This window comes from Erysipelotrichaceae bacterium 66202529 (assembly GCA_017161075.1).
Taxonomy (GTDB): Bacteria; Bacillota_I; Bacilli_A; order Erysipelotrichales; family Erysipelotrichaceae; genus Clostridium_AQ.
Genome location: CP046174.1, coordinates 2,149,701 through 2,170,648, shown reverse-complemented (window position 1 = coordinate 2,170,648; position 20,948 = coordinate 2,149,701). Strand labels below are relative to the sequence as shown.

Sequence of the window (20,948 nt, the reverse complement as noted above, 5' to 3'; positions counted from 1 at the left end):
TATATGTGTTCTGCATATAAAACAGGTAACTTAAAGCAGCGAAACCAATTTGGAACAGGAGTCATTGTTCCATACCGCATGAGCATTCTTCAGAAATCGGATAAGCTTCTAAAGCATTGTATATTTTATGGATTTCCATTATGAGAGGTGTATTTCTTTATAGCCTGTAATAAAACGCAGTTCATCTGATTTTCCACCTTTTGCATAAAGCTTATCATAGATTGTTTGTCTCCACAACCTTGCATTATAAAAAGTTTATATTTGCAGTAATCTCTGCATTAGCTTTGCTTGGTACTGCCAGGGTTATTATATTCATCTTCTATTATATGATAGTTTATGCAAAACATATGCCCTTCATTTTGTTGCGTAATCATCGAAATAATCATTGCTGCCTGACACCAGCTCATGCAGTGTGTAAAAAAGAACAGCATATACTGGATATACTGTCCTTATTTTTCATCCTTTACACGCTCGCATAAATCCTGCAGCAGGCTCTGAATCGTTTCCTCATACAAGCCCTTCACGCCACAGGCAAAGCGATGTCCCCCGCCCTGATATTTATTCGCTATATCATTGATGGTACGGTTTTTGGAACGCAGACTGCCGTTATACACACGTCTGCCGTTTTCATCCCGCTCTTTTTCTGTAAATAGCGCCCATGCTTCAAATTCATCGACACCACCCATTACAAACACCTTTTCCTTTGCTTCATTGAAGGTCAGCCCAAAGCGTTCGTAATCCTCGCGGTTGATAATCATATAGGCAACATGCCCCTCCATCAGCTGGCAGCTGCTGCGGATGTAGTTTTCAAAGCAATACAGCCGGTAGGAGGTTGAAAAATTATCCTCATTTGCTTTTTTTACATCAACGCCCATCTCCAGCAGATACGCTGCTGTACGCAAAGTGCGCGGCTTTATGGTCGCTATGGAAAAGCGCAGGGTATCCGCAATGATCCCGCCATACAGATACTGTGCACAGCGCGCAGACAGCACCAGCTTTTTCTGTTCAAACATATACGCCAGCATTTCACAGGTAGCTCCAAACAGATCCTCAACGACCTCCACATCCGCAAAGCGTTCGACAATGATGTGGTGATCGATTTTCAAGGTATATGCAGCCGTACTCCAGCGCTCATCATCCACACGGGCACCGTTTGCAGTATCCAGAATGATAGCGAGTGATACAGCAACCGTTTCATCGTCTGCGATATCCATATCGGGAAACAGGGACTGCTTGCTGCCGGCATCCCTGCCAAGCGCATATACCTGCTTATCCGGATAGGTCTCCTGTATCCACTGCTTTAATCCAAACTGCGAACCGAGAGCGTCTGCATCGGGAGATACATGTCGGTAAATCGTGATGATATCATATTGTTCGACAAGCTCAAATAGAATATCGGTATTCATGATTACGCAATCAGACGGTATGTATCACGGGCAATCATGAGTTCCTCGTTCGTTGGAATCAGCCATACCGCTACCTTACTTTCCGGAGTGGACAGCAGAACCTCCTTGCCTCTTGTCTTTCCATTCAATTCTTCATCCAACTGCACACCGAATGCCGCAGACAGACGATCACAAATCATCTTACGCATATTGGTGTCGTTTTCACCGATTCCTCCGGTAAATACGATGGCATCTGCACCACCAAGCTGTGCATAATAGCCGCCGACAACATTGATTACACGGTTTACATATACTTCCGCAGTCAGTAGAGCTGCTGGATTTCCTTCCTTGCAGCCATCCTCGATGTCACGCGCATCGGAGCTGATGCCGCTGACACCCAGCATACCGGACTGCTTGTTCATGATATCATCCATTTCATCCGGTGTTGCGCCGGTTTTCTTCATGATGTAGGTTACGATTGCAGGGTCGATATCTCCACAGCGGGTACCCATCATAACTCCGGCAAGCGGGGTAAAGCCCATGGAGGTGTTAATGGATTTACCGCCGTCCACAGCAGTAATGCTTGCGCCGTTTCCTAAATGACAGGTAATGATTTTGGTATCCTTTACATCCTTGTTCATCAGCTCTGCACAGCGCAGAGAAACATATTTGTGGCTGGTACCGTGGAAGCCGTAGCGGCGAATCTTATATTCATCGTAATACTTCATCGGTAAAGCATAGATATAGGATTCCTTCGGCATTGTGGAATGAAACGCCGTATCAAATACAAATACGTGCTTGCAGCTTGGCAGATTCTCCTTAAACGCACGGTATCCGACAAGTCCCGCTGGATTGTGCAGCGGTGCCAGCTCATTTAAGGATGCGAATTTTTCAACGACATCCTCAGTTACCGGAACGCTTTCCTTGAAGATTTCCCCACCGTGTACCGCACGGTGTCCGGCACCGGTAATTTCATCCAGACTGCTTACAATCTTATATTCCACCAGCGCCTCCAGCAGCATGCTGACAGCCTTGGTATGATCTGGAATCGGCAGCACTTTTTTTATTTTCTCGCCGTTTACCTTAATGGTGAAGATTGCATCCTCAAAGCCGATTTTCTCAACGATTCCGCTTGTCAGAACCTCCTCGCTCGGCATTTCAAATAACTGAAACTTTAATGATGAACTCCCTGCGTTCACTGAAATAATTTTTGACATATTCTCCTCCTAAAGTCATTCTAAATTTTCTAGCTGTTCTACCAGTTGTTGTATTTCATCGTTTCCGACTGTTTTCATTTTATCATAAATCCTGCTTCTTGTTTCATAATTTTGCACAAGATGCAGCTTTTTTTCGTATTCTGTGAGAATATGCGTACTGCGCTTAATGTGATCATTGACCGCTGCACGGCTGATTCCCAGATTTTCCGCGATTTCAGAAAATGAAAAATCCTCCTTGTAATACAGATTCAGGATTTCCTGCTGCTTCTCTGTCAACAGCCCTTCATAGGCATCGAGCAGTGCATTCATCCGTTCCATCTGATCAATCATGCTGTAAGATGTCCTCACACAGACCGTACAGATAGGAATCAATATCAAATGGACGAAGATCGTCCTCCTTCTCTCCCAGACCGATATATTTTACCGGCAGACCAAGCAGATCACGTATGGCAATGACAATGCCGCCCTTTGCCGTACCGTCCATCTTTGTCAAAATGATTCCCGTCACCTTGGTCGTTTCCAGAAAAATCTGCGCCTGTGAAATACCGTTTTGCCCTGTTGTGGCATCCAGCACCAGCCACACCTCATGCGGTGCTCCCGGAATTTCCCGTTCGATGACTCTGCGCATCTTGCTGAGCTCCTGCATCAGATTCGCCTTGTTCTGCAGACGTCCAGCAGTATCACCAATCAGATAATCCATGCCGTTATCCTTGGCATATCGACAGGCATCCACCAGAGCTGCACTAGGGTCACCGCCTTCTCTTCCCTTGATACAGGCAACACCCAGACGGTCTGCCCATTTCGCCAGCTGGTCGATTGCCCCAGCACGAAACGTATCCGCTGCCGCTAAAACGACACTGCTTCCTTCATTCTGAAACAGCTTAGTCAGCTTCGCCGTGGTCGTCGTCTTCCCGCTGCCGTTGACACCAACCATCAGAATTACCGTAGGGCCATCCTCATTTTTATGAAAATCCGCATCCTCATAGCTGGTATACAGCTCATGCATAACCGCAATCAGACATTCACTGATTTCATCAAAGCTTTTCAGCTTTTCATCCATCGCACGGTTCTCCACCTCATCGACGATTTTCTGTGCTGTTTTGATCCCGATATCAGCCTCCAGCAGCACAACCATCAAATCCTCTAAAAATTCTTCATTGACTCCGGTAAATCCAAGCGCCAGTCTGCGTATACGCTCGGAAAATGATTTTTTTGATTTATCCAGACCGCTCAGATAACGATCTCCATCCTTTTTGGAGGAGAAGGTCTGCTTTAATTTGGAAAAAATACCCATTATGCTTTCACCTCTTCTTTATCTATCATGTTGATGGCATCCTGCAGCTTCACCTTCAGCAGCTGGGACACACCGTTTTGCTGCATAGTTACACCATACAGGGCATCACACTGTGCCATGGTTCCCGGACGGTGTGTGACGACGATGAACTGACTTTCTCCGCGAAACTGGGCGATATACTTAGCAAAGCGCTCCACATTTGCCTGATCCAGCGCTGCCTCCACCTCATCGAAGATACACAGCGGCATCGTTCTCGCCTTCAAAATGGAGAATAATACACAGATTGCGATCAGACTCTTTTCCCCACCGCTGAACAACCGGATATTCTGCACGGTTTTTCCCGGCGGCTGTACATCAATGTCAATTCCGGTATTCAGCACATCCTGGGGATCCACCATAAACAAGCGTGCCTTTCCGCCGCCGAACAATGCCCGAAACACATCGTTCAGCTGTGCATTGATCTTATCAAACATTTCCTGAAACTGCTTCACCATGATATCATCCATCTCATCGATGGCTTCCAGAATCTTATCCTTTGCGGCTATCAGATCATCGCGCTGCTTACTCAAAAACTCAAAGCGCTCGCTGACCTCTTTATATTCCTGCGGTGCATCCAGATTTACATTTCCCAGGGAGGAAATCTCCTGACGCAGGACAACCACCTGCTTGCGCGCCTCCACGATATCGATATCCGCTTTCTGGCTCTGCGCATATTCAAAGGTCATTTCATAGGTGGAGCTTAAACGCTCCAGCGTTGTTTCCAGCTTGGTTTCCGCCTTTGCCTGAGAAACCTCCACTTCACGCTGCTCATTCTGCAAAATGTTCAAATCCCTGCGAAGCTGGCGGATCTGCGCATCCTTGCGCTCCACCTCACTGCCTGCCTTCATACGGCGTTCCCGTTTGCTTTTCATCGAGGAGCTGACCTCGTCAATACGGGAATGCACATTACTGAGCTTGACAACGATATCATCCTGTAAAAGCTCGGTTTTATCCAGCTCCTCATCCGGTGCAATTTCTTCATAATCGCTTTTCAAACGATCATATTTTGCCCATTTCGCCTTTACGATCGGATCCAGCTGCGCACTGGAAATCTGCATCTGCACCAAATTGGAGCTGGTCTGCTCTTTTTTCGCCTGCAGGGCATAGAGCTGATTTTTCAGCCCCTCCACCTTCATCTGCTGACCTTCCAGACTTTGCAGCACCTGATGCAATTCCTTCTGTATGGTTAACGGTGTCGAATTGTTACGGTTTTTTCCACCGGTCATACTACCGCCGCGATTGACGATATCCCCCTCCAGCGTAACAATCTTATACTGGAAGCGAAGCAGCTTGGCAAGTGCATTGGCATTGATCAGATTATCCGTAATGACCACATTGCCAAACAGCGCATCCCGCAGGATATCAAAGCGGCTGTCATTCTCTACAAATTCACTTGCCACGCCAAGAAAGCCGACGCTGTTCTCCGCAAGCATGCGGTGCTCCTTCTGCATCCCTCTTGGCTTCATAACCGTCAGTGGCAAAAAGGTAGCCCGCCCGGACTGATTCTTTTTTAAGAAGGTGATGGCATGGCGCGCTGCTGCCTCATCCTCGGTAACGATATGGTATAAAGCCCCGCCCAGAGCATTGGATATAGCAGTTTCGTAATTCATCAGCGGCTTGAATAGCTGGGAAACAACTCCCAGGATGCCCTGCAATCCGGCATCCAGAACAGACTTGACAGCCAGCTGGTGATTAAAGGGCTGCTTTGCCAGATTTTCCAATACAGCCTTGCGGTTTTCCAGACGGTTCAGTATCGAGGTAGCCTGTGCATTCTCCTGGTTACAATAGGAGAGATCATGCTCCAGCTTAGCTGCTGTCTCCTTCTGCAAAGCGATATCCGCTTCCAGGTTTTTTAAACGCCGTGAGCGGTCCTCATATTCATAATGCGCTTCCTCCATCATCGCTTTCAGCTCTTTGGCCTTTTCCGCATTGCTGGCATATTCCAGCGCATATTTTCTTTTTTCATCCATTTCAATTTTACGGGTTTCCAGCATCCTGGACTCCTCGCTCAGCTTGGCATACTGCTCCTGCAGCTTGTTGATTTCACGATCCAGCTGATACATCTCATTGCGCAATTCACTGTTTTTAAGATCCTCCACCTGAATCGTGGTTTCATGCATTGCCTTCTGGCTGTCAAGATCAAATGCCTTTTTCTTCAGCATGTCGATTTGTTCACTCAGCTTTTCGATTTCATCAACCAGTACGCTGACCTCGATCACCTCAAGCTGCTTTTTCTTTTCCAGATAGACCTCGGCTTTTTTAGCCTGCCGTTTCAGCGGATTCACCTGGCGTTCCAGCTCTGTTATAATATCCTCCAGACGGCTCAGGTTATCCTGTGTCCGGTTCAGCTTGGATAAGGATTCATTCTTGCGCTTTTTATACTTTGCCACACCGGCCGCTTCTTCAAATAATGCACGGCGATCCTCCGGCTTCGCATCCGCAAAGGCAGAAATGTTTCCCTGCGATATGATAGACAGAGAATCCCTTCCCAGACCAGTATCCATGACCAAATTGATAATATCCTTTAAACGGCAGGGAGCCTTGTTGATAAAGTATTCCCCTTCCCCGCTTTGTCTGTGTAAACGGCGTGTTACCTCCACTTCCTCAAATTCCACGTTCATAATATGCCGGGAATTATCAAAGACAAGCGTAACCTCCGCCATATTGACTGCCTTGCGCGCTGTGGAACCGCTGAAGATGACATCGCTCATATTATTTCCTCGCAGGGACTTTACGCTCTGTTCTCCAAGCACCCAGCGGATTGCGTCATTGATATTGCTTTTTCCGCAGCCATTGGGACCTACGATACCGATCACATCGGAATCAAAGGTGATAATGGACTTATCCGCAAAGGACTTAAAGCCCTGCAGTTCTATACGTTTTAAAAACATAGATGCCTCCATTCATTTACAGAAAATAAGTCTGTAAATATCAATGGATATTATAGCATAAGTTTATGACGTGCGCATTAAAACTTGTGAAGAATTCGGTCTTTTTTAACTTTTGCCGGTACGATTTACAAAACAGTTCTGCTTCTGCACTGACTGGGAAGGTGATCGTTTCCATACGATAGAGAACAGACGGTTGCACCGCAGTATTCACACAGCATTGCCTTTCTATACTCATAAGCATATGTAAGCTCAACGAACTGCGATAGCACAATCATATTCTATATCAAATTACGCATATTATAATATAAAGTATTTAATACTATATCATTGAGTTATCATCACAAAATGATGCATATTGAATAAAAAGCATTGCATTCCGTTTGCGATTGTATTATACTGACCACAGGCATAAGAATCTGGAGGTGATACTCATGGAGGAAAAATCTATGCGGGATATGTTCCGGCTGGGCTTTGGAGAAGAGGTTGCCAACTGTGTAACACACGGGATTATGGCGATACTGTGCATATGCGCTCTCCCGGCAGCGGCCATATATTCCTATAACAAGGGTGGAAGTGAACTGGCGGCAGGAGTATCGGTGTTCATCCTGTGTCTGTTTCTGATGTTTCTGGTATCCACATTGTATCATTGCATGCCCTTTGGTACTACGCATAAATATGTGTTCCGTAAGCTGGATCACATTTGTATCTATTTTGCAATCGCGGGAAGCTACACCCCAATTGCACTGACGCTCATTGGCGGATGGCAGGGGTATTTGATTCTGGCAATCGAATGGATTGCAGTGCTTGGCGGTGTTTTATTAAAAGCAATCAGCTCCAAAAGCTATCCCAAGCTTTCTATGACCATCTATATGATTATGGGATGGACGGCAGTCTTCTTCCTGCCGGCATTGTTATCCAAGGCAACGCCGTTATTTCTGGGACTGATCGTCGGTGGCGGTGTGATGTATACGATTGGTGCTTTCTTTTATGGAAAGCCGCAAAACAAATACTTTCATTCCATATGGCATATATGCATCAATCTGGCAAGCATTCTGCATTTCATTGCCATTGTATTCGTTATGTAACAAAAAGCGCTTCTCTGCTAGATACAGAAAAGCGCTTTTTTTATGTCGTTACACAATTTGCAGGACGCCCTGTTTTAGCATCGCTTTCTGTTTGCCAACGCTTGTAATTTTACGGAATGAAATGCCATTAGGATACCGCCGCATATTTGAAGCTGATCTTTTATGTATACGAAGCATTATGAAAAACAAATTCCTATATGGATTCGTTTGCAGGCATTTCTCTTACAGACCTCCCTTTTCACACAGCTTCATTTTTTCAGCACGGGTAAGCCTTTTGATTTCATATTCCCGGCGCATAGCTGATCGTTTATCTGCAAAGCTTTCATAGTAGAAAAGCTCAATAGGGAGATGTGCGCGGGTATAGCGGGCACCTTTGCCAATGGCATGCTGGTGAAACCGATGGCGAAGATCCGTCGTCCATCCGGTATATAAGGAATCATCACTGCAGCGCAGGATGTAGATGTAAAAGCCTGTCTCGTAGGGAATCTCAGCCAATCGCTTTGGCAAATGCTCTTGCATTGGCAAGATCCTGTTCATCCGGATGTGATTTTCCATTCTCATAATTGGCAAGCTGCTGCCTCCTATGCTCATCCTCGGGATGCTCAGCAGCCATTCTCCGGTAACGCTCAATCACTGCCTCACTCACAGCACCCTGACATAAAAAGTGACCCAGGATATGACAGTGTGCGGCATGAGCTTCAACACTTGCCTTAACCCTGTCATAATAGTCTGTACATTCGGCAGCACCAAGCGTACCGAACAAGACGATTTTACAATCCTTTAATTGTTCCAGCACATGCAGACTGGCCGCATCACAATCCCCTTTATCCACCCAGTAACCGACATAAAACAGATCAAAATTTGCGCGCATGGAAGGCTGAAATTCCTTAACGGAAATCAGTTCTCCATCCTCTGCCACCTCTGCGATTGCTTCTGCAACCTTCCTTGTATTTCCACTCAGCGAGGAATATACAATCAGACCCTTCATGACTTGCACTTCCTTTCTACTTTAAAGGCACAACGCTTGCCAGTCCTCCCAGAGATGTTTCCCTGAGCTCGATCGGTATTTTTCTGCCTGTATAATTCATGGTGTTAACCACCATGTCAAAGCTGACCTTGTGTTTTCGCAGGTCGCTGATTCCCTCCGCCAGAATTGCTGCATCTATGGAGCGCAGCACACCGACGGCATTGCGTTCAATACAGGGAATCATAACATAGCCACCAACCGGATCACACGTAAGTCCCAGATGGTGCTCGATTCCGATTTCTGCAGCATATTCAATCTGGTGTGTTGTCTGTCCGCGCAGATAAGCAGCCATTGCGGCTCCCATAGCAACTGCGGCACCGATTTCAGCCTGACAGCCTCCCTGGGCGCCGGATATCGTTGCATTTTCCTTGATCAGATTTCCAAACAGCCCGGCCACCTTTAAACCGTTACGCAGCTGTTCTCTGGAATAGCCCAGGATGCGGTGATAATAGCATACCAGTGCAGGAAGGATTCCACTGCTTCCTAGTGTCGGCGCAGTTACCGTGGTACTTCCGGATGCATTCTCCTCACTGGCACTGTAGGCATAGGCACATAAAAGCAGCTTTTCCTGCTCCGCGGCACTGCGGCACACATCTGCCTTTTCCTTTAACTCCCTTGCAATACGCTTCAGCTTCAAATCACCTGGAAGCACTCCCTCTTTTTCAAGACCGCCATCAACCGTAGCCATCATCTGATTCATGATGGTAGCCATATAGTCATCCAGTGGATCAAAGTGATTGACATACTCCCACAATTCCATGGAATGAGCCTCACAATAGGCCTCAATCTCCTTCATGGAATGATGCGGATAAACATCTGCCCCCTCCTTGCTTTCCTCTCCTTCAATCTGTATGGCTCCTCCGCCAATGGAATACACCGTCCATTCACCAAGCAGCTTATGCTGCTCATCCATTGCCATCAGATGCATAGTATTGGGATGCTTTAAATCCCTGCGGTTTTTAAACAGGACAACGCAATCCTTCGGTTTCATCGTCTTTATGATAATATAATCCGTTAAATGTCCCTTTCCTGTCAGTGCCAGCGATCCAAACAGCTCCACCTCAAAATGATGCGCCATGGGATAGCGTTCCTTAAACAGACTGGCAGCGCGCTGCGGCCCCAGTGTATGTGATGAGGACGGCCCCGGGCCAATCCTGTAAAGCTCCTTTAGTGATTTCATTGTCGTACTCCTTGTATTCCCAGCAAAAACATTTCAAAGCCCAGCTTCTTATCCAGTCGCCCGGCCTTTAAATTCTGATCCAGTGTCGCCAGCTGTTCCAGTATTTCCATCAGATAGCCAATACTCAAACGCTGTGCTGTTTTCATTGTCAGCTGCACACGGTAGGGATGCGCCTTCAGCTCATCCTTGATGGCGTCCTTGCCCTTTCCCTGCAGCATCAGTGCCTTGACCTCATACAGAAAGCGAAACTGTGAAGCCAGCAGCGCAATCAGGTAAATAGCGTCCTTATTCAATACGCATAAGTCCTGCCACATATGAAAGGACTTCTTCAAATCACGCTCCACTACGGCATTCACCAGCTGAAAGACATCCTCCTCCAGCGGGCGGGTAACCAGCTTTTCTACAACATCAGCACTGATCATGCCACCATACAGCTCCAGCTTTTCTAGCTCAGTCTGTATCGTTCGTATATCCAGCGGCAGACGGTTCAGCAACACCTGCATGGCGGATGGCTCCACCTGAAGTCCACGCTTTTTTATCTGCTCCTGTACATAGCTGTACTTCCCCTGCTCATCCAGCTTGCGGTATTGCAGCACTCGGCAAGTCTTTTGTACCTTTTTTACGATTTTCTTTCTGGCATCCAGCTTTTCAAAATCACCGATCAATACCATGACCGTGGATTCCATCGGCTGATCAAGATAGCGTTCCAGTGCTGCTGTATCCACAGCATGCTCATTCGCTGTCCCAAGAAAATTCGCATGATAGACAAGAATGATTTTACAAGCTGAGAAAAAGGGAATCGTTGTTGCATCCTCCAGAATGGTTTCCATATCTGTGATGTCCGCATCATAGACGATTTTATTCAACTCGTTGGCATCCGGCACATGCTCTTTGACAATTCTTGTCAGCGATTCCTGCAGCAGATACTGTTCTTCTCCATATAGCACATAATTCATTCTTATCACCTACCGAATATTATAAACGAAACGCGTATAGAATGCCATGCCTTTTCTTCATATCGAATCAAAAAATAAGCAATCCATTCCGTATGTAAAAGTTTACCAGCTGATCACAAGGCTCACCTCCAGACAGCATCCAGAATACCAAGTGTTCCCTCTGCACTCACATAATAGCTGAACCAGGGTGTAAAGCGAATGCTGACGACTCCATCCCAAGCACTGACAAGAGGATGGATTCGCTCCTGCTGCATACGCTGTAACACTTCGGAACTGGGATGATGATAACGATTATTTCTGCCCGCAGAAATCAGTGCCAGCTGCGGCTGCAGTGCATGCAGAAATGCTGGCGAGCTGGAGGTGCTGCTGCCATGATGACCGGCCTTCAGCACATGCACATCCTGCAGCTCATAGCGCTGCAGCAGTGCTTCCTCTGCATCGCTTCCCGCATCTCCCATGAACAAAGCATTCAGCGTTTCTGTCTGCATATAAGTAATAATGCTATTATCATTTGTATCCGTGCCCTGATAATCCGTTAATAAAAACGCAAGCGGAAATCCCTTCAGCGGTACTGCCGTTTCCTTGGTATCAATAATACGGGCAACCGCAAGCTCCTGTAACAGCTGCTCCTTTCCTCCGCTGTGATCAAAATCATCATGCGTAAGAATCAAAGCATCCAGCTTCTGATAGCCCTTGGCCTTGACGATAGGAGCAACGACCTCCTTTGGTATGTTGCGGTAGCGGCTTCCCATGATGTCAATCATGACAGCACCCTGATGAAATGGCAGCGTGATCAATGTACAATCTCCCTGCCCCACATCGATCATCAGCACTTCACCAAAGGGATTCAAATAAGAGGAAAATGGTGCATATACAAACAGCACCAGCAGGGTGAAAACAGGCTTTCTGTGCACGTAGCTGATGAGCTTCGCACTGCTTTGTATCCAGAGATAAAGCCAGAGCAGCTGCGGCGTATAGTACAATGTTATTCCCCATTGCTGGACAGCCTCCAGCACCTGCGCAGCAGGTACGATTACGGAGGAAAAGCCAATATACGGCAGCAGTAAGGATGCAAGGCAGCACGCATACAGGAAGGTATAGGCATAGTGGAATAAGGGAAACAAAAGCAGCTGGAAGGGATTGCAGGAGGTAAAGAAGAGAAACTGCATGGGAATCAGCAGGAGCAAACTCTGTACGTATCGGCCTCGCTTCTGCACATTGAATATCGCCAGCATGCGAAATCCAAACGGCAGCAGAAAAGCCAGCTCCCATGCCATATAGGGAAATAAAAGCAATAGCACTGTCATGCTGATACCAAGACGATCCTGCACGTTCCATTTGTAACAGCAGATGCTGACGCTGCGAAAGATTAGAATACGGATCAGTGAGGAAGAAAACACAGTGACATGGCCGCATACTCCCAACAGCACAAGAATCAGAAGGGATGCATTCATCTGGGAAACAAACAGCTGTAAAATTTTGGAAAGCAGCATGGCAAGCGTTGCAATATGCAGACCGCTCGCAGTAAGAAAATACGAAGCCTCCTCATCCCGTATCCCATACAGCATAGTGCTGAGCCATGTACGCTGTTCCTTGTCCTCCATCGCTTGGATATGCGCATATAAATCATGACGCAAGCCACTTCCTTTTTGTATGAACTTATAGGATTCTGCCTGCAGCTGATAATGGATTCTACGCTTTTTCAGCCAGTCGGGAAAATAGAACTGATGAAAATTATGCAGTGAAGCTGTTTTCGCATACGTGCCCTTGATCTGCAGGACATCATTGTAGCCTGCCTGTGTCAGCCCGTATACCAGAACATCCTGTCCATCAACCCGTGCAATCACATACCCTGTTTTGATTTCTCTCACCTGTACAATGGTATCCTGTGGCATGGAGGGCGCACGCAAAAGCAGTCCCATGCGCACCTGAACAAGCATCAGAATCACAATAAACAAAGGCTGTATGACAAAATGCCTGCGATAGTATACAAACATAAGCAAACAAAGGAACAGGGAAAACCAGAACGAAATCCAGTGTGCCCAAAGCAAAATTAAACAGCACCATCCGCAGGGCAGCCAGCTCTGCCTCACAGGGTGATCAGCTCCCTGATTTTAGCGAACAGCTTCTCCTTGATTCTCTTCACCTTCATAATATCCTCCAGGGTATGAAAGGGCTGCTGCTTTCGATATTCTATGATACGCTGCGCCATGGATGGGCCAATGCCAGGCAATGTCTGTAGCTGCTCAGAGGTTGCGCTGTTTATCGATATCCTCTGCTTTTCTTCTTTTTTTCCTATAACCAGGACACTGTGATCCGGTAGATCCTGTGTTTTGTTCAGTGCGGAGTCATCCGCCCCCTTTTTCAAGCCGCCTGCCAGCTGCAGCACCGCTGCCGTATCCGCATGGATATCCACGGTATACACTCCGGGCTGCATCACTTCTCCTTTTACCTCAATCTGTTTTGTCTTACGCTCGACCCTGGAAAGATCAACCAGCTCATAGCGTCCGTAAAACAATATGAGCAGACAAAATACAAGTATTACCTTTTTCATATAGACACCTCCACTTATCTATACGAAAAAAAGGTATAAAATTCCTAAAAAAAGAACAGAAAATTTTTTCTGTTCCTTCTCCTTATTTTAAATCGATGACTTTTACCTGGTAAGGCTCTTCTGCCAGCTCAATTTCAACAACATCTCCAACCTTGTGATCCATCAATGAGGTTGCCAGCGGTGTGATATTGGAAAGCTTCCCATTCAGCGGATCTGCTTCTATGGAACCGACGATTGTGTAGGTTTCCTCTTCATTCGTAGACAAATCCTGAATGGTAACGGTAGATCCCAGTGAGATTGTTTTCTTGTTTGTAGACTTCTTATCTCCGGAAATGATTTCCGCATTCGCAATCATAGCTTCCAGATCGCGGATTCTGGCTTCTACACGTGCCTGACGGTCACGGGCAGCATCATAATCAGCGTTCTCACTAAGGTCACCCTGAGCACGGGCTTCCTGCAGCTCGCGGATGACCTCATCACGTACAACATGAATCAGATTATCCTGCTCCTTAAGCAGTTCGTCCAAGCCCTCCTTGGTTACTAAAAATTTCTCATCAGCCATGGTTTCAACTCCTATTCGTTCGCTATTATAGCACGTTTTATGAAATAATACTACTGATTTTCGTAATCAGCAAATCAATGGCAACCACGTTGTGGCCGCCTTCGGGAATGATCACATCCGCATAGCGCTTGCTTGGTTCAATAAACAGGTTATGCATATCACGTACGGTAGAGGTGTACTGCTCAACAACCGATTCCAGTGTTCTGCCCCGCTCATTCACATCCCGCAGCAGCCTGCGGATAAAGCGGATATCCGCATCGGTATCCACGAATATTTTAATATCACACAGGTTGCGCAGCTCCTCATTCTCCAGCACAAACAGCCCTTCAATCACAACGACATCACTGGGCTCGATGGTTTCAATCTTATCGCTTCTTGTATGATGGACAAAATCATAGGTCGGCTTACAGATGACCTGCCGATTCAGCAGCTTCTTCAGCTGTGCCGCCATAAGCGCATTGTCAAAAGCGAAGGGATGATCGTAATTCGTTTTTATGCGTTCCTCCATCGACTTATCACTTTGATCCTTGTAATAATCATCCTGCCGTATGATAACGACCGAATTGGTATCCTCATAATGCTCCTTCAGCCGCGCAGAGATGGAAGTCTTTCCGGAAGCGCTTCCCCCTGCTATGCCGATCAGTATTGTTTTCTTCATAGCTCCACCTATTTTCGCAGATTGTACTTATCGATATTTGCTTCCTGCTCCTGCAGCGTCTTTGCATAGTATACCTTGCCATCACCATAAATATCCGCTACAAAATACAAATAGTCATTATCCTTGGGATGCAAAACGGCATCGATTGCAGCCGCCCCCGGATTTAGAATCGGCCCGATGGGAAGCCCGGCATTCTTGTAGGTATTGTAAGGAGAATCGATATGGGTATTGACCTCACAATCCTCACCGGATGTCATATCATCATACAGCACATAGCAAACGGTCACACTGCTGTCCAAGGACATTCCCAGCTTCATACGGTTTTGAAAAACGCCGGCGATCATTTCCATGTCCGTCTTTGTGCTTGCCTCATACTGTACAATCGATGCAAAGGTGATCAGCTCCTGCATGCTCATATTGCTCTTTTTGATATCCGCTTCATACGGCTTGATCGCTGCTTCAAATTGATTCAGAAAGGTTTCCGTGATTTCCTTCGCTGTCGCATCCTTATGAAAGCTGTAGGTTTCCGGATACAGATATCCCTCCAGCTTCACCCTATACTGAGCATTCAAAATATCCTCGTTCAAAAATGAATATTTTTTTATCAATGTTTTCAAATAGGCATCATCGTTCCATAAAGCAAGCAGCTCTTTTTTACTGACACCTGTTTTCTGCTCGATCAGTGCCGCAACATCCTTTGCCCACATGCCCTCCTTAAACGTGATTTTGATATCGCCGGCATCCGCCTGCTTCACATCATTTAAGGCTTCCAGAATCTGCGGTGTATCCCAATCCGCCTCCAGCTTGAAATTTCCTGCCTTAATGTCATTCAATCCATGAAATTTCATATACAGCTTGGCCACCGTCTTGTTTCGTATCAGCTTTTGTTCCTGCAGCCTGCTCAGCACGATATCACTGTTTTCCCCCTGCTCCACGGTAAAGGTTACCGCTGTTTTTGAGCCTGCTGCCTTCAAGCCGGTTTTGTAATATACGAAAACAGAAAGGGCAGCGGCTACGATAATACATACGCTGACGAGTGCAATCAGCACCTTTTTATTCTTCAACTGCGTCTTCATCTTCCTGGAAGGCTCCTATCACTTCTTCAATCATCTGCCATTCCGCATCCGTTTCTACCGGAATAAGATTTCCGTCATCGTCATAAGCGGAAGCGTATACTTCCCCCTCCTCCTCTTCAGGATCCAGGAACACCACATATTTCTTACCGTGATCCTCATCCTCAAAGGTGAATAAAATCTCCATCCGTTTTTCGTTTCCATTTTCATCATTTACATACAGACTGCTTGAATCCAACATCGTTTTTTCCTCCTATAAAGGGGCTCTTTCAAGCCCCTAGTTCTTACTGTCAAGATAGCTCTGCAAAATTTGTACAGCCGCCATCTGATCAATGATCTTCTTACGTTTCTTCCGTGATACATCTGCAGAGATCAGTATCTTCTCTGCCGCAACCGTAGTCAGACGTTCATCCCAAAGGACTACCTCCAGACCGAGAGTCTCCAGCTTTTCCTTAAACATGACAGAAATCTCCCCGCGTATGCCAACATCGCCGTTCATATGCTTCGGAAGACCAAGCACTGCGGTTGTTACCTGAAATTCTTTTATGTATTTCTGCACCTGTTCAAATGCGGCGTCATAATCATCGCTTTCAAAGCGGATCGTCTCCACCGGCCGTGCAATCATGCCAAGTGCATCGCTGACACTGACGCCCAGTGTCTTGCTGCCCAGATCCAGTCCCAATATGCGCATTACTTATCCTCTTCCAGGTAAGCTCTTACCAGTTCCTCAATGATCTCATAGCGTTCCACACTCTGAATGATCGTACGTGCATTGTTGTGAGATGAAATATATGCCGGATCATTGCTGATCAGATAGCCTGCCAGCTGGTTCACCGAATTATACCCTCTTTCATCCAATGCCTCTTTGACTAAGCGTAATACATGCTTGATATTGTCTCTTTTTAAATCATCCGATTTAAAAGACATCGTTTCCGTGATATCTCTCATAGTATTACCTCCTTTTGTTTTCTTCCTTTATTTTATCCTACTTTATGCAAAATTGAAAGCCTTATGACAGCATATTTTTGATTAAATGCAGGGCTTCCTCCACCTTGGAAGCATCTTTTCCTCCAGACTGCGCCATATCCGGGCGTCCGCCGCCCTTTCCACCGCAGATAACAGCAGCCTCACGCACCAGATCGCCACACTTAATACCGCTTTGTACTGCAAGTGCATCCGCACCAGCGACAAAGGTAACCCTGTCATCCTTGACAGCTGCCAGGAATACGATACAGTTTTCCTTTTGTGAGCGGATATTGGAAACAATATCCTTCAACGCTTTCGCATCCGCTCCATCCACACGCTCGATCAGCACCTGGCGGTTGTTGAGCGGCTGCATCTTATGAACAAGATCATTGGCCTTCAATGCGAACATGGAAGCCTGTAAAGCTGCCAGCTCCTTTTTCAGCTGAGCAGCTTCATCCAGCAGCTGCACTACCTTTTCCTCCACCTTGGAAATTCCCTTCAGCTTCAGATCAGCTGCTATACTGTGCAGCGTAGCATCCTCCTTCGCAAATTCATAATAGGCATCATAGCCTGTCTTTGCAGTGATACGGCGGATACCGGAGCCGATGCTTTCTTCGCTGATGATTTTGCAGACACCGATTTCCTGCGTATTGTTCACATGACAGCCGCCGCAGAATTCCTTGGATACATCCCCCATCGTAACAACCCGGACGACATCCCCGTATTTTTCATCGAATAAAGCTGTTGCCCCGCTTTTCTTTGCTTCCTCAATCGGCATTTCCACCTTACTTACTGTATAATGAGCACTGATATACTGATTCACAAGCTGCTCGATTTCCTTCAGCTGTTCCTCATTCACCTTTTCATAATGTGTAAAGTCAAAGCGCAGATATTCCTCGCTGACAAAGCTTCCTGCCTGCTGGATATGCGTTCCCACAACCTGCTTCAGCGCACTCTGCAGCAGATGCGTACAGGAGTGATTGCTCGTAATGATATCGCGTTTGCGCTCATCCACCTGCAGAGTAACTGTATCCTTCACACGCAGTTCCCCCTCTGTGATAACCACATGGGACAGGTGCTGCTTATGCGGAGCCTTGGTTGTATTGTTCACAACAGCCTGCACACCCTCTGCACGAAGTGTACCGCTGTCACCTACCTGACCACCGCTTTCCGCATAGAATACGGTCGTATCAAAGATTACATCCCCCTCATCGCTGATGGCATCCACCCTGACACCGTCCTTAAACAGAGCGATTACCATAGCTGAGGTATGCCGGACATCATATCCGATAAAGGTGCTCTCCCTGGTGAATTCCATCAGATCAATGGACTGACTTCCCATGGATTCTGCAGCCTCACGCGCTGCACGTGCGCGCTCTCTTTGCTGCTGCATCTCTGCATCAAAGCCATCCTTATCAATACTGTATCCACTCTCCTGAGCAATCTCCACCGTCAGCTCCAGCGGAAAGCCATAAGTATCATACAGCTTAAATGCTGTCTTTCCGTCGATTACATGACTGTCCTTTTTCTCCTCCATCACCTGCAGCAGCAACTTTTCACCATCTGCCAGCGTCGCATGGAAGCGTTCCTCTTCCGCCTTTACCAGCCGTGCGATATAGTCCAGCTTTTCTTCCAGATACGGATAATAATCCTTCATGATATCATAGACCACCGGAACCAGTTTGTACATAAATGCGCCCTGAATATTCAGCTTCTTCGCAAAACGCACACCGCGGCGCAGCACACGGCGCAGCACATACCCTCTACCCTCATTGGAGAACAGCGCACCATCCGCCAAAGCAAAGGTTACCGTACGGATATGGTCTGCAATAACACGAAATGCCATCTTATTTTCGGCATCCGCATAGCGCAGGCTTGTATACTGCTCCGTCGCATGAATAATCGGTAAAAACAGATCCGTGTCGAAATTGGTTTCTCCACCCTGTACCAGACAAACCAGACGCTCCAGTCCCATTCCGGTATCGATGTTTTTCTGTGGAAGCTCCTTATATTCTTTACGGTCAAGCTCCGGCTTGCAATCAAACTGGGAGAATACAACATTCCAGACCTCAATGTAGCGATCATTCTCCAGCTCCTCAAAAAACAGACGCTCACCCAGGCCCTGCGGGTCATACGCTTCTCCACGGTCATAGAAGATTTCACTGTCCGGTCCGCCCGGCCCTTCACCGATTTCCCAGAAATTATCGTCCGTTTTTAAAATGTGAGAAGGATCTACCTTACACACCTCTGTCCAGATACGATACGCATCCGCATCATCCGTATATACAGAAACATACAGCTTCTCCTTTGGAAAACCAATCCATTCAGGACTTGTCAAAAACTCCCAGGCAAACGGTATTGCCTCCTCCTTGAAATAATCACCGATAGAAAAATTACCAAGCATTTCAAAGAACGTATGGTGACGCGCTGTCTTTCCTACATTCTCAATATCATTGGTACGAATGGACTTTTGTGCATTCGCAATCCGGTTATTCTTCGGCTTTTCACTTCCGTCAAAATACTTTTTCAAAGCCGCAACACCGGCATTGATCCAAAGCAGCGTTGGATCGTTGTGAGGCACCAGGCTTGCTCCTGGCTCAATCATATGTCCCTGGCTTTTAAAGTAATCCAGAAACATCTGACGAATCTGACTTCCAGTTAATTGTTTCATGTTTGTATCCTCCTTATAAGCATAAAAAAACGCTCCCGAATCCAGGAACGTATAGTATACGCGGTACCATCCCAGTTCACCCGTGTATATATCCACAGGCACACTCACTTACTCTTTTAACGCCAGATACGCGCAGAACTCCAAAGCAGCTTCCACCGTTCACCATGAAAGCTTTCACCCGCCGCTTTCTCTCTGCAATGGCTACCCTGATGTACTCCTCTTTTTCATCGTCCTGATGAACGTAATCATTATAACAAAAACCAAAACACAGTGCAAATATTTTATTCATATTCTTCCTGCTGCATCGCTTCATCAAAATCCTGCCAGATATCCTCCCATTCACCAACCCTGTCACTTGTTTTTGCATGCAGCCAGCTGCGAAACGCAATCTGGGCAATGGCGGCAAATATAGGAGAGAGAATCACCCCGACAACACCGAAAAAGGCTTCCGAGATAAAGATGAAAACAAAGGTGAGGATCGGGCGGACATTCATCGTCCGGTTAAAAATCATCGGCTGTATGAAATTGGATTCTACCTGCTGGATCGTCCACACGATGGCAAAGGCCAGAAAAGGAAACACCGGATAGCTCAATGCTCCTACAATCGCAATCAGAATCAGTCCGAAGGTTGCCCCCACATAGGGAAATAAATTCAGTAAGGCAAGTATGACAGCATACAGCAAGGCGTTGGGAAAGGCTAAGAGATACAGTGTAATTCCAACACTCACCACAATAAACAGCATATCCAGAAAGGTGCCTACCAGATACTGATAAACGATGTTGCTCATCGTCAGATAAAAGGTGGAAAACTGATGAAGATTCGGTATTACCTTTTTTGCGGTCCGCTTCCAGAAATCCAGATCAATCGATATAAAGAAGGCTGTTATATATGCAATTCCGTAATTAGTTGCCGTGCTCATCGTATTACGCAGGGAATCGATTACGATAATATACCCCTCCTGTAAATATTTTTCCTTCAGGGTATCCAGATTGCCGATAGCGATATGATACCGGTCAAGAAAGGCCTCCAGGTGCTTCATCCATACCGGAAGCACTGCAGCGAAATCCATAACCTGCCGGTAGATAATGGGAATCATACCGATCACAAACACTGCCAGAAGAAGTGCGATGCCAATATATACAAGCATAACCGCCATTTTTTTGGAAGTATGCTGCTGCAGACGGTCAATCAAGGGCTGAAGCAGAAATGCAATGACCACACCCATAAAAACCGGCAGACAGCTGTTGTATATATCCACCAGCCAGTCATAAAGCTGCATCTGTTTCAGCAGTAAAACAAGGAGTAATGCAAAAGCCAGGGGAACAAGCAGCTTCCGGCATAGCTGGGTCAGAGAATCCAGATAATGCATCAGTCTCATAAAAGAAAAAC

General features: G+C 46.5%; 20 protein-coding genes and 1 other annotated feature. Of the genes, 1 reads left to right on the top strand and 19 read right to left on the bottom strand.

Annotated features, from left to right (window positions below; genetic code table 11):
* Positions 1–449 precede the first annotated feature (449 nt).
* From GKZ87_10295 to GKZ87_10275, 5 genes are read right to left on the bottom strand one after another with little or no spacing between them, the layout of a single operon-like run.
* Entirely contained in the window at positions 450–1,406 is a 957-nt protein-coding gene (locus tag GKZ87_10295; protein QSI25835.1) for a bifunctional oligoribonuclease/PAP phosphatase NrnA, read from the bottom strand.
* A gap of 2 nt (positions 1,407–1,408) precedes the next feature.
* Positions 1,409–2,602 (bottom strand): acetate/propionate family kinase, encoded by a 1,194-nt coding sequence (locus GKZ87_10290; GenBank protein ID QSI25834.1) that lies wholly within the window; start codon positions 2,600–2,602, stop codon positions 1,409–1,411.
* A 15-nt stretch (positions 2,603–2,617) separates the two neighbouring features.
* The gene (locus tag GKZ87_10285) at positions 2,618–2,932 is read right to left on the bottom strand and encodes a winged helix-turn-helix transcriptional regulator (GenBank protein ID QSI25833.1); all 315 of its coding nucleotides are present in this window, start codon (positions 2,930–2,932) and stop codon (positions 2,618–2,620) included.
* Positions 2,925–3,896 carry a signal recognition particle-docking protein FtsY gene (ftsY, locus tag GKZ87_10280; GenBank protein ID QSI25832.1) on the bottom strand — a complete coding sequence of 324 codons (972 nt, stop codon included), beginning with the start codon at positions 3,894–3,896 and terminating at the stop codon, positions 2,925–2,927. The genes GKZ87_10285 and ftsY overlap by 8 nt, the downstream gene beginning before the upstream one ends.
* On the bottom strand, positions 3,896–6,826 hold the full coding sequence (locus GKZ87_10275; GenBank protein ID QSI25831.1) for an AAA family ATPase: 2,931 nt from the start codon (positions 6,824–6,826) through the stop codon (positions 3,896–3,898). The genes ftsY and GKZ87_10275 overlap by 1 nt, the downstream gene beginning before the upstream one ends.
* A gap of 431 nt (positions 6,827–7,257) precedes the next feature.
* Here GKZ87_10275 and GKZ87_10270 point away from each other — a divergent pair, with 431 nt between their 5' ends.
* On the top strand, positions 7,258–7,911 hold the full coding sequence (locus tag GKZ87_10270; protein QSI25830.1) for a hemolysin III family protein: 654 nt from the start codon (positions 7,258–7,260) through the stop codon (positions 7,909–7,911).
* A gap of 222 nt (positions 7,912–8,133) precedes the next feature.
* Here the strand turns inward: GKZ87_10270 and GKZ87_10265 are convergent, their stop codons facing one another.
* From GKZ87_10265 to GKZ87_10200, 14 genes are all read right to left on the bottom strand, one after another.
* The gene (locus tag GKZ87_10265) at positions 8,134–8,430 is read right to left on the bottom strand and encodes a GIY-YIG nuclease family protein (protein QSI25829.1); all 297 of its coding nucleotides are present in this window, start codon (positions 8,428–8,430) and stop codon (positions 8,134–8,136) included.
* Entirely contained in the window at positions 8,399–8,899 is a 501-nt protein-coding gene (locus tag GKZ87_10260) for a flavodoxin (GenBank protein ID QSI25828.1), read from the bottom strand. The genes GKZ87_10265 and GKZ87_10260 overlap by 32 nt, the downstream gene beginning before the upstream one ends.
* Positions 8,900–8,915: 16 nt before the next feature.
* On the bottom strand, positions 8,916–10,118 hold the full coding sequence (locus GKZ87_10255) for an L-serine ammonia-lyase (GenBank protein ID QSI25827.1): 1,203 nt from the start codon (positions 10,116–10,118) through the stop codon (positions 8,916–8,918).
* Positions 10,115–11,074 carry a DNA polymerase III subunit delta gene (gene holA / locus GKZ87_10250; protein ID QSI25826.1) on the bottom strand — a complete coding sequence of 320 codons (960 nt, stop codon included), beginning with the start codon at positions 11,072–11,074 and terminating at the stop codon, positions 10,115–10,117. Before holA ends, GKZ87_10255 begins: the two co-directional genes overlap by 4 nt.
* Before the next feature lie 122 nt (positions 11,075–11,196).
* Entirely contained in the window at positions 11,197–13,167 is a 1,971-nt protein-coding gene (locus GKZ87_10245; GenBank protein ID QSI25825.1) for an MBL fold metallo-hydrolase, read from the bottom strand.
* Positions 13,164–13,628: a DUF655 domain-containing protein gene (locus GKZ87_10240; protein ID QSI25824.1), complete on the bottom strand. Its 465-nt coding sequence runs from the start codon at positions 13,626–13,628 to the stop codon at positions 13,164–13,166. The genes GKZ87_10245 and GKZ87_10240 overlap by 4 nt, the downstream gene beginning before the upstream one ends.
* A gap of 82 nt (positions 13,629–13,710) precedes the next feature.
* Positions 13,711–14,190: a transcription elongation factor GreA gene (gene greA / locus GKZ87_10235; protein QSI25823.1), complete on the bottom strand. Its 480-nt coding sequence runs from the start codon at positions 14,188–14,190 to the stop codon at positions 13,711–13,713.
* A gap of 37 nt (positions 14,191–14,227) precedes the next feature.
* Positions 14,228–14,848 (bottom strand): uridine kinase, encoded by a 621-nt coding sequence (locus GKZ87_10230; protein QSI25822.1) that lies wholly within the window; start codon positions 14,846–14,848, stop codon positions 14,228–14,230.
* 8 nt (positions 14,849–14,856) lie between these two features.
* On the bottom strand, positions 14,857–15,924 hold the full coding sequence (mltG, locus tag GKZ87_10225) for an endolytic transglycosylase MltG (protein QSI25821.1): 1,068 nt from the start codon (positions 15,922–15,924) through the stop codon (positions 14,857–14,859).
* On the bottom strand, positions 15,902–16,162 hold the full coding sequence (locus tag GKZ87_10220; protein ID QSI25820.1) for a DUF1292 domain-containing protein: 261 nt from the start codon (positions 16,160–16,162) through the stop codon (positions 15,902–15,904). The genes mltG and GKZ87_10220 overlap by 23 nt, the downstream gene beginning before the upstream one ends.
* Positions 16,163–16,198: 36 nt before the next feature.
* On the bottom strand, positions 16,199–16,612 hold the full coding sequence (gene ruvX, locus GKZ87_10215; protein QSI25819.1) for a Holliday junction resolvase RuvX: 414 nt from the start codon (positions 16,610–16,612) through the stop codon (positions 16,199–16,201).
* On the bottom strand, positions 16,612–16,869 hold the full coding sequence (locus GKZ87_10210) for an IreB family regulatory phosphoprotein (GenBank protein QSI25818.1): 258 nt from the start codon (positions 16,867–16,869) through the stop codon (positions 16,612–16,614). The genes ruvX and GKZ87_10210 overlap by 1 nt, the downstream gene beginning before the upstream one ends.
* A 61-nt stretch (positions 16,870–16,930) precedes the next feature.
* Positions 16,931–19,558, bottom strand: a complete 2,628-nt coding sequence (gene alaS, locus GKZ87_10205; GenBank protein QSI25817.1) for an alanine--tRNA ligase — start codon at positions 19,556–19,558, stop codon at positions 16,931–16,933.
* A 40-nt stretch (positions 19,559–19,598) separates the two neighbouring features.
* Positions 19,599–19,795, bottom strand: a binding site (T-box leader).
* A gap of 44 nt (positions 19,796–19,839) precedes the next feature.
* On the bottom strand, positions 19,840–20,937 hold the full coding sequence (locus tag GKZ87_10200) for an AI-2E family transporter (GenBank protein ID QSI25816.1): 1,098 nt from the start codon (positions 20,935–20,937) through the stop codon (positions 19,840–19,842).
* Positions 20,938–20,948 lie beyond the last annotated feature (11 nt).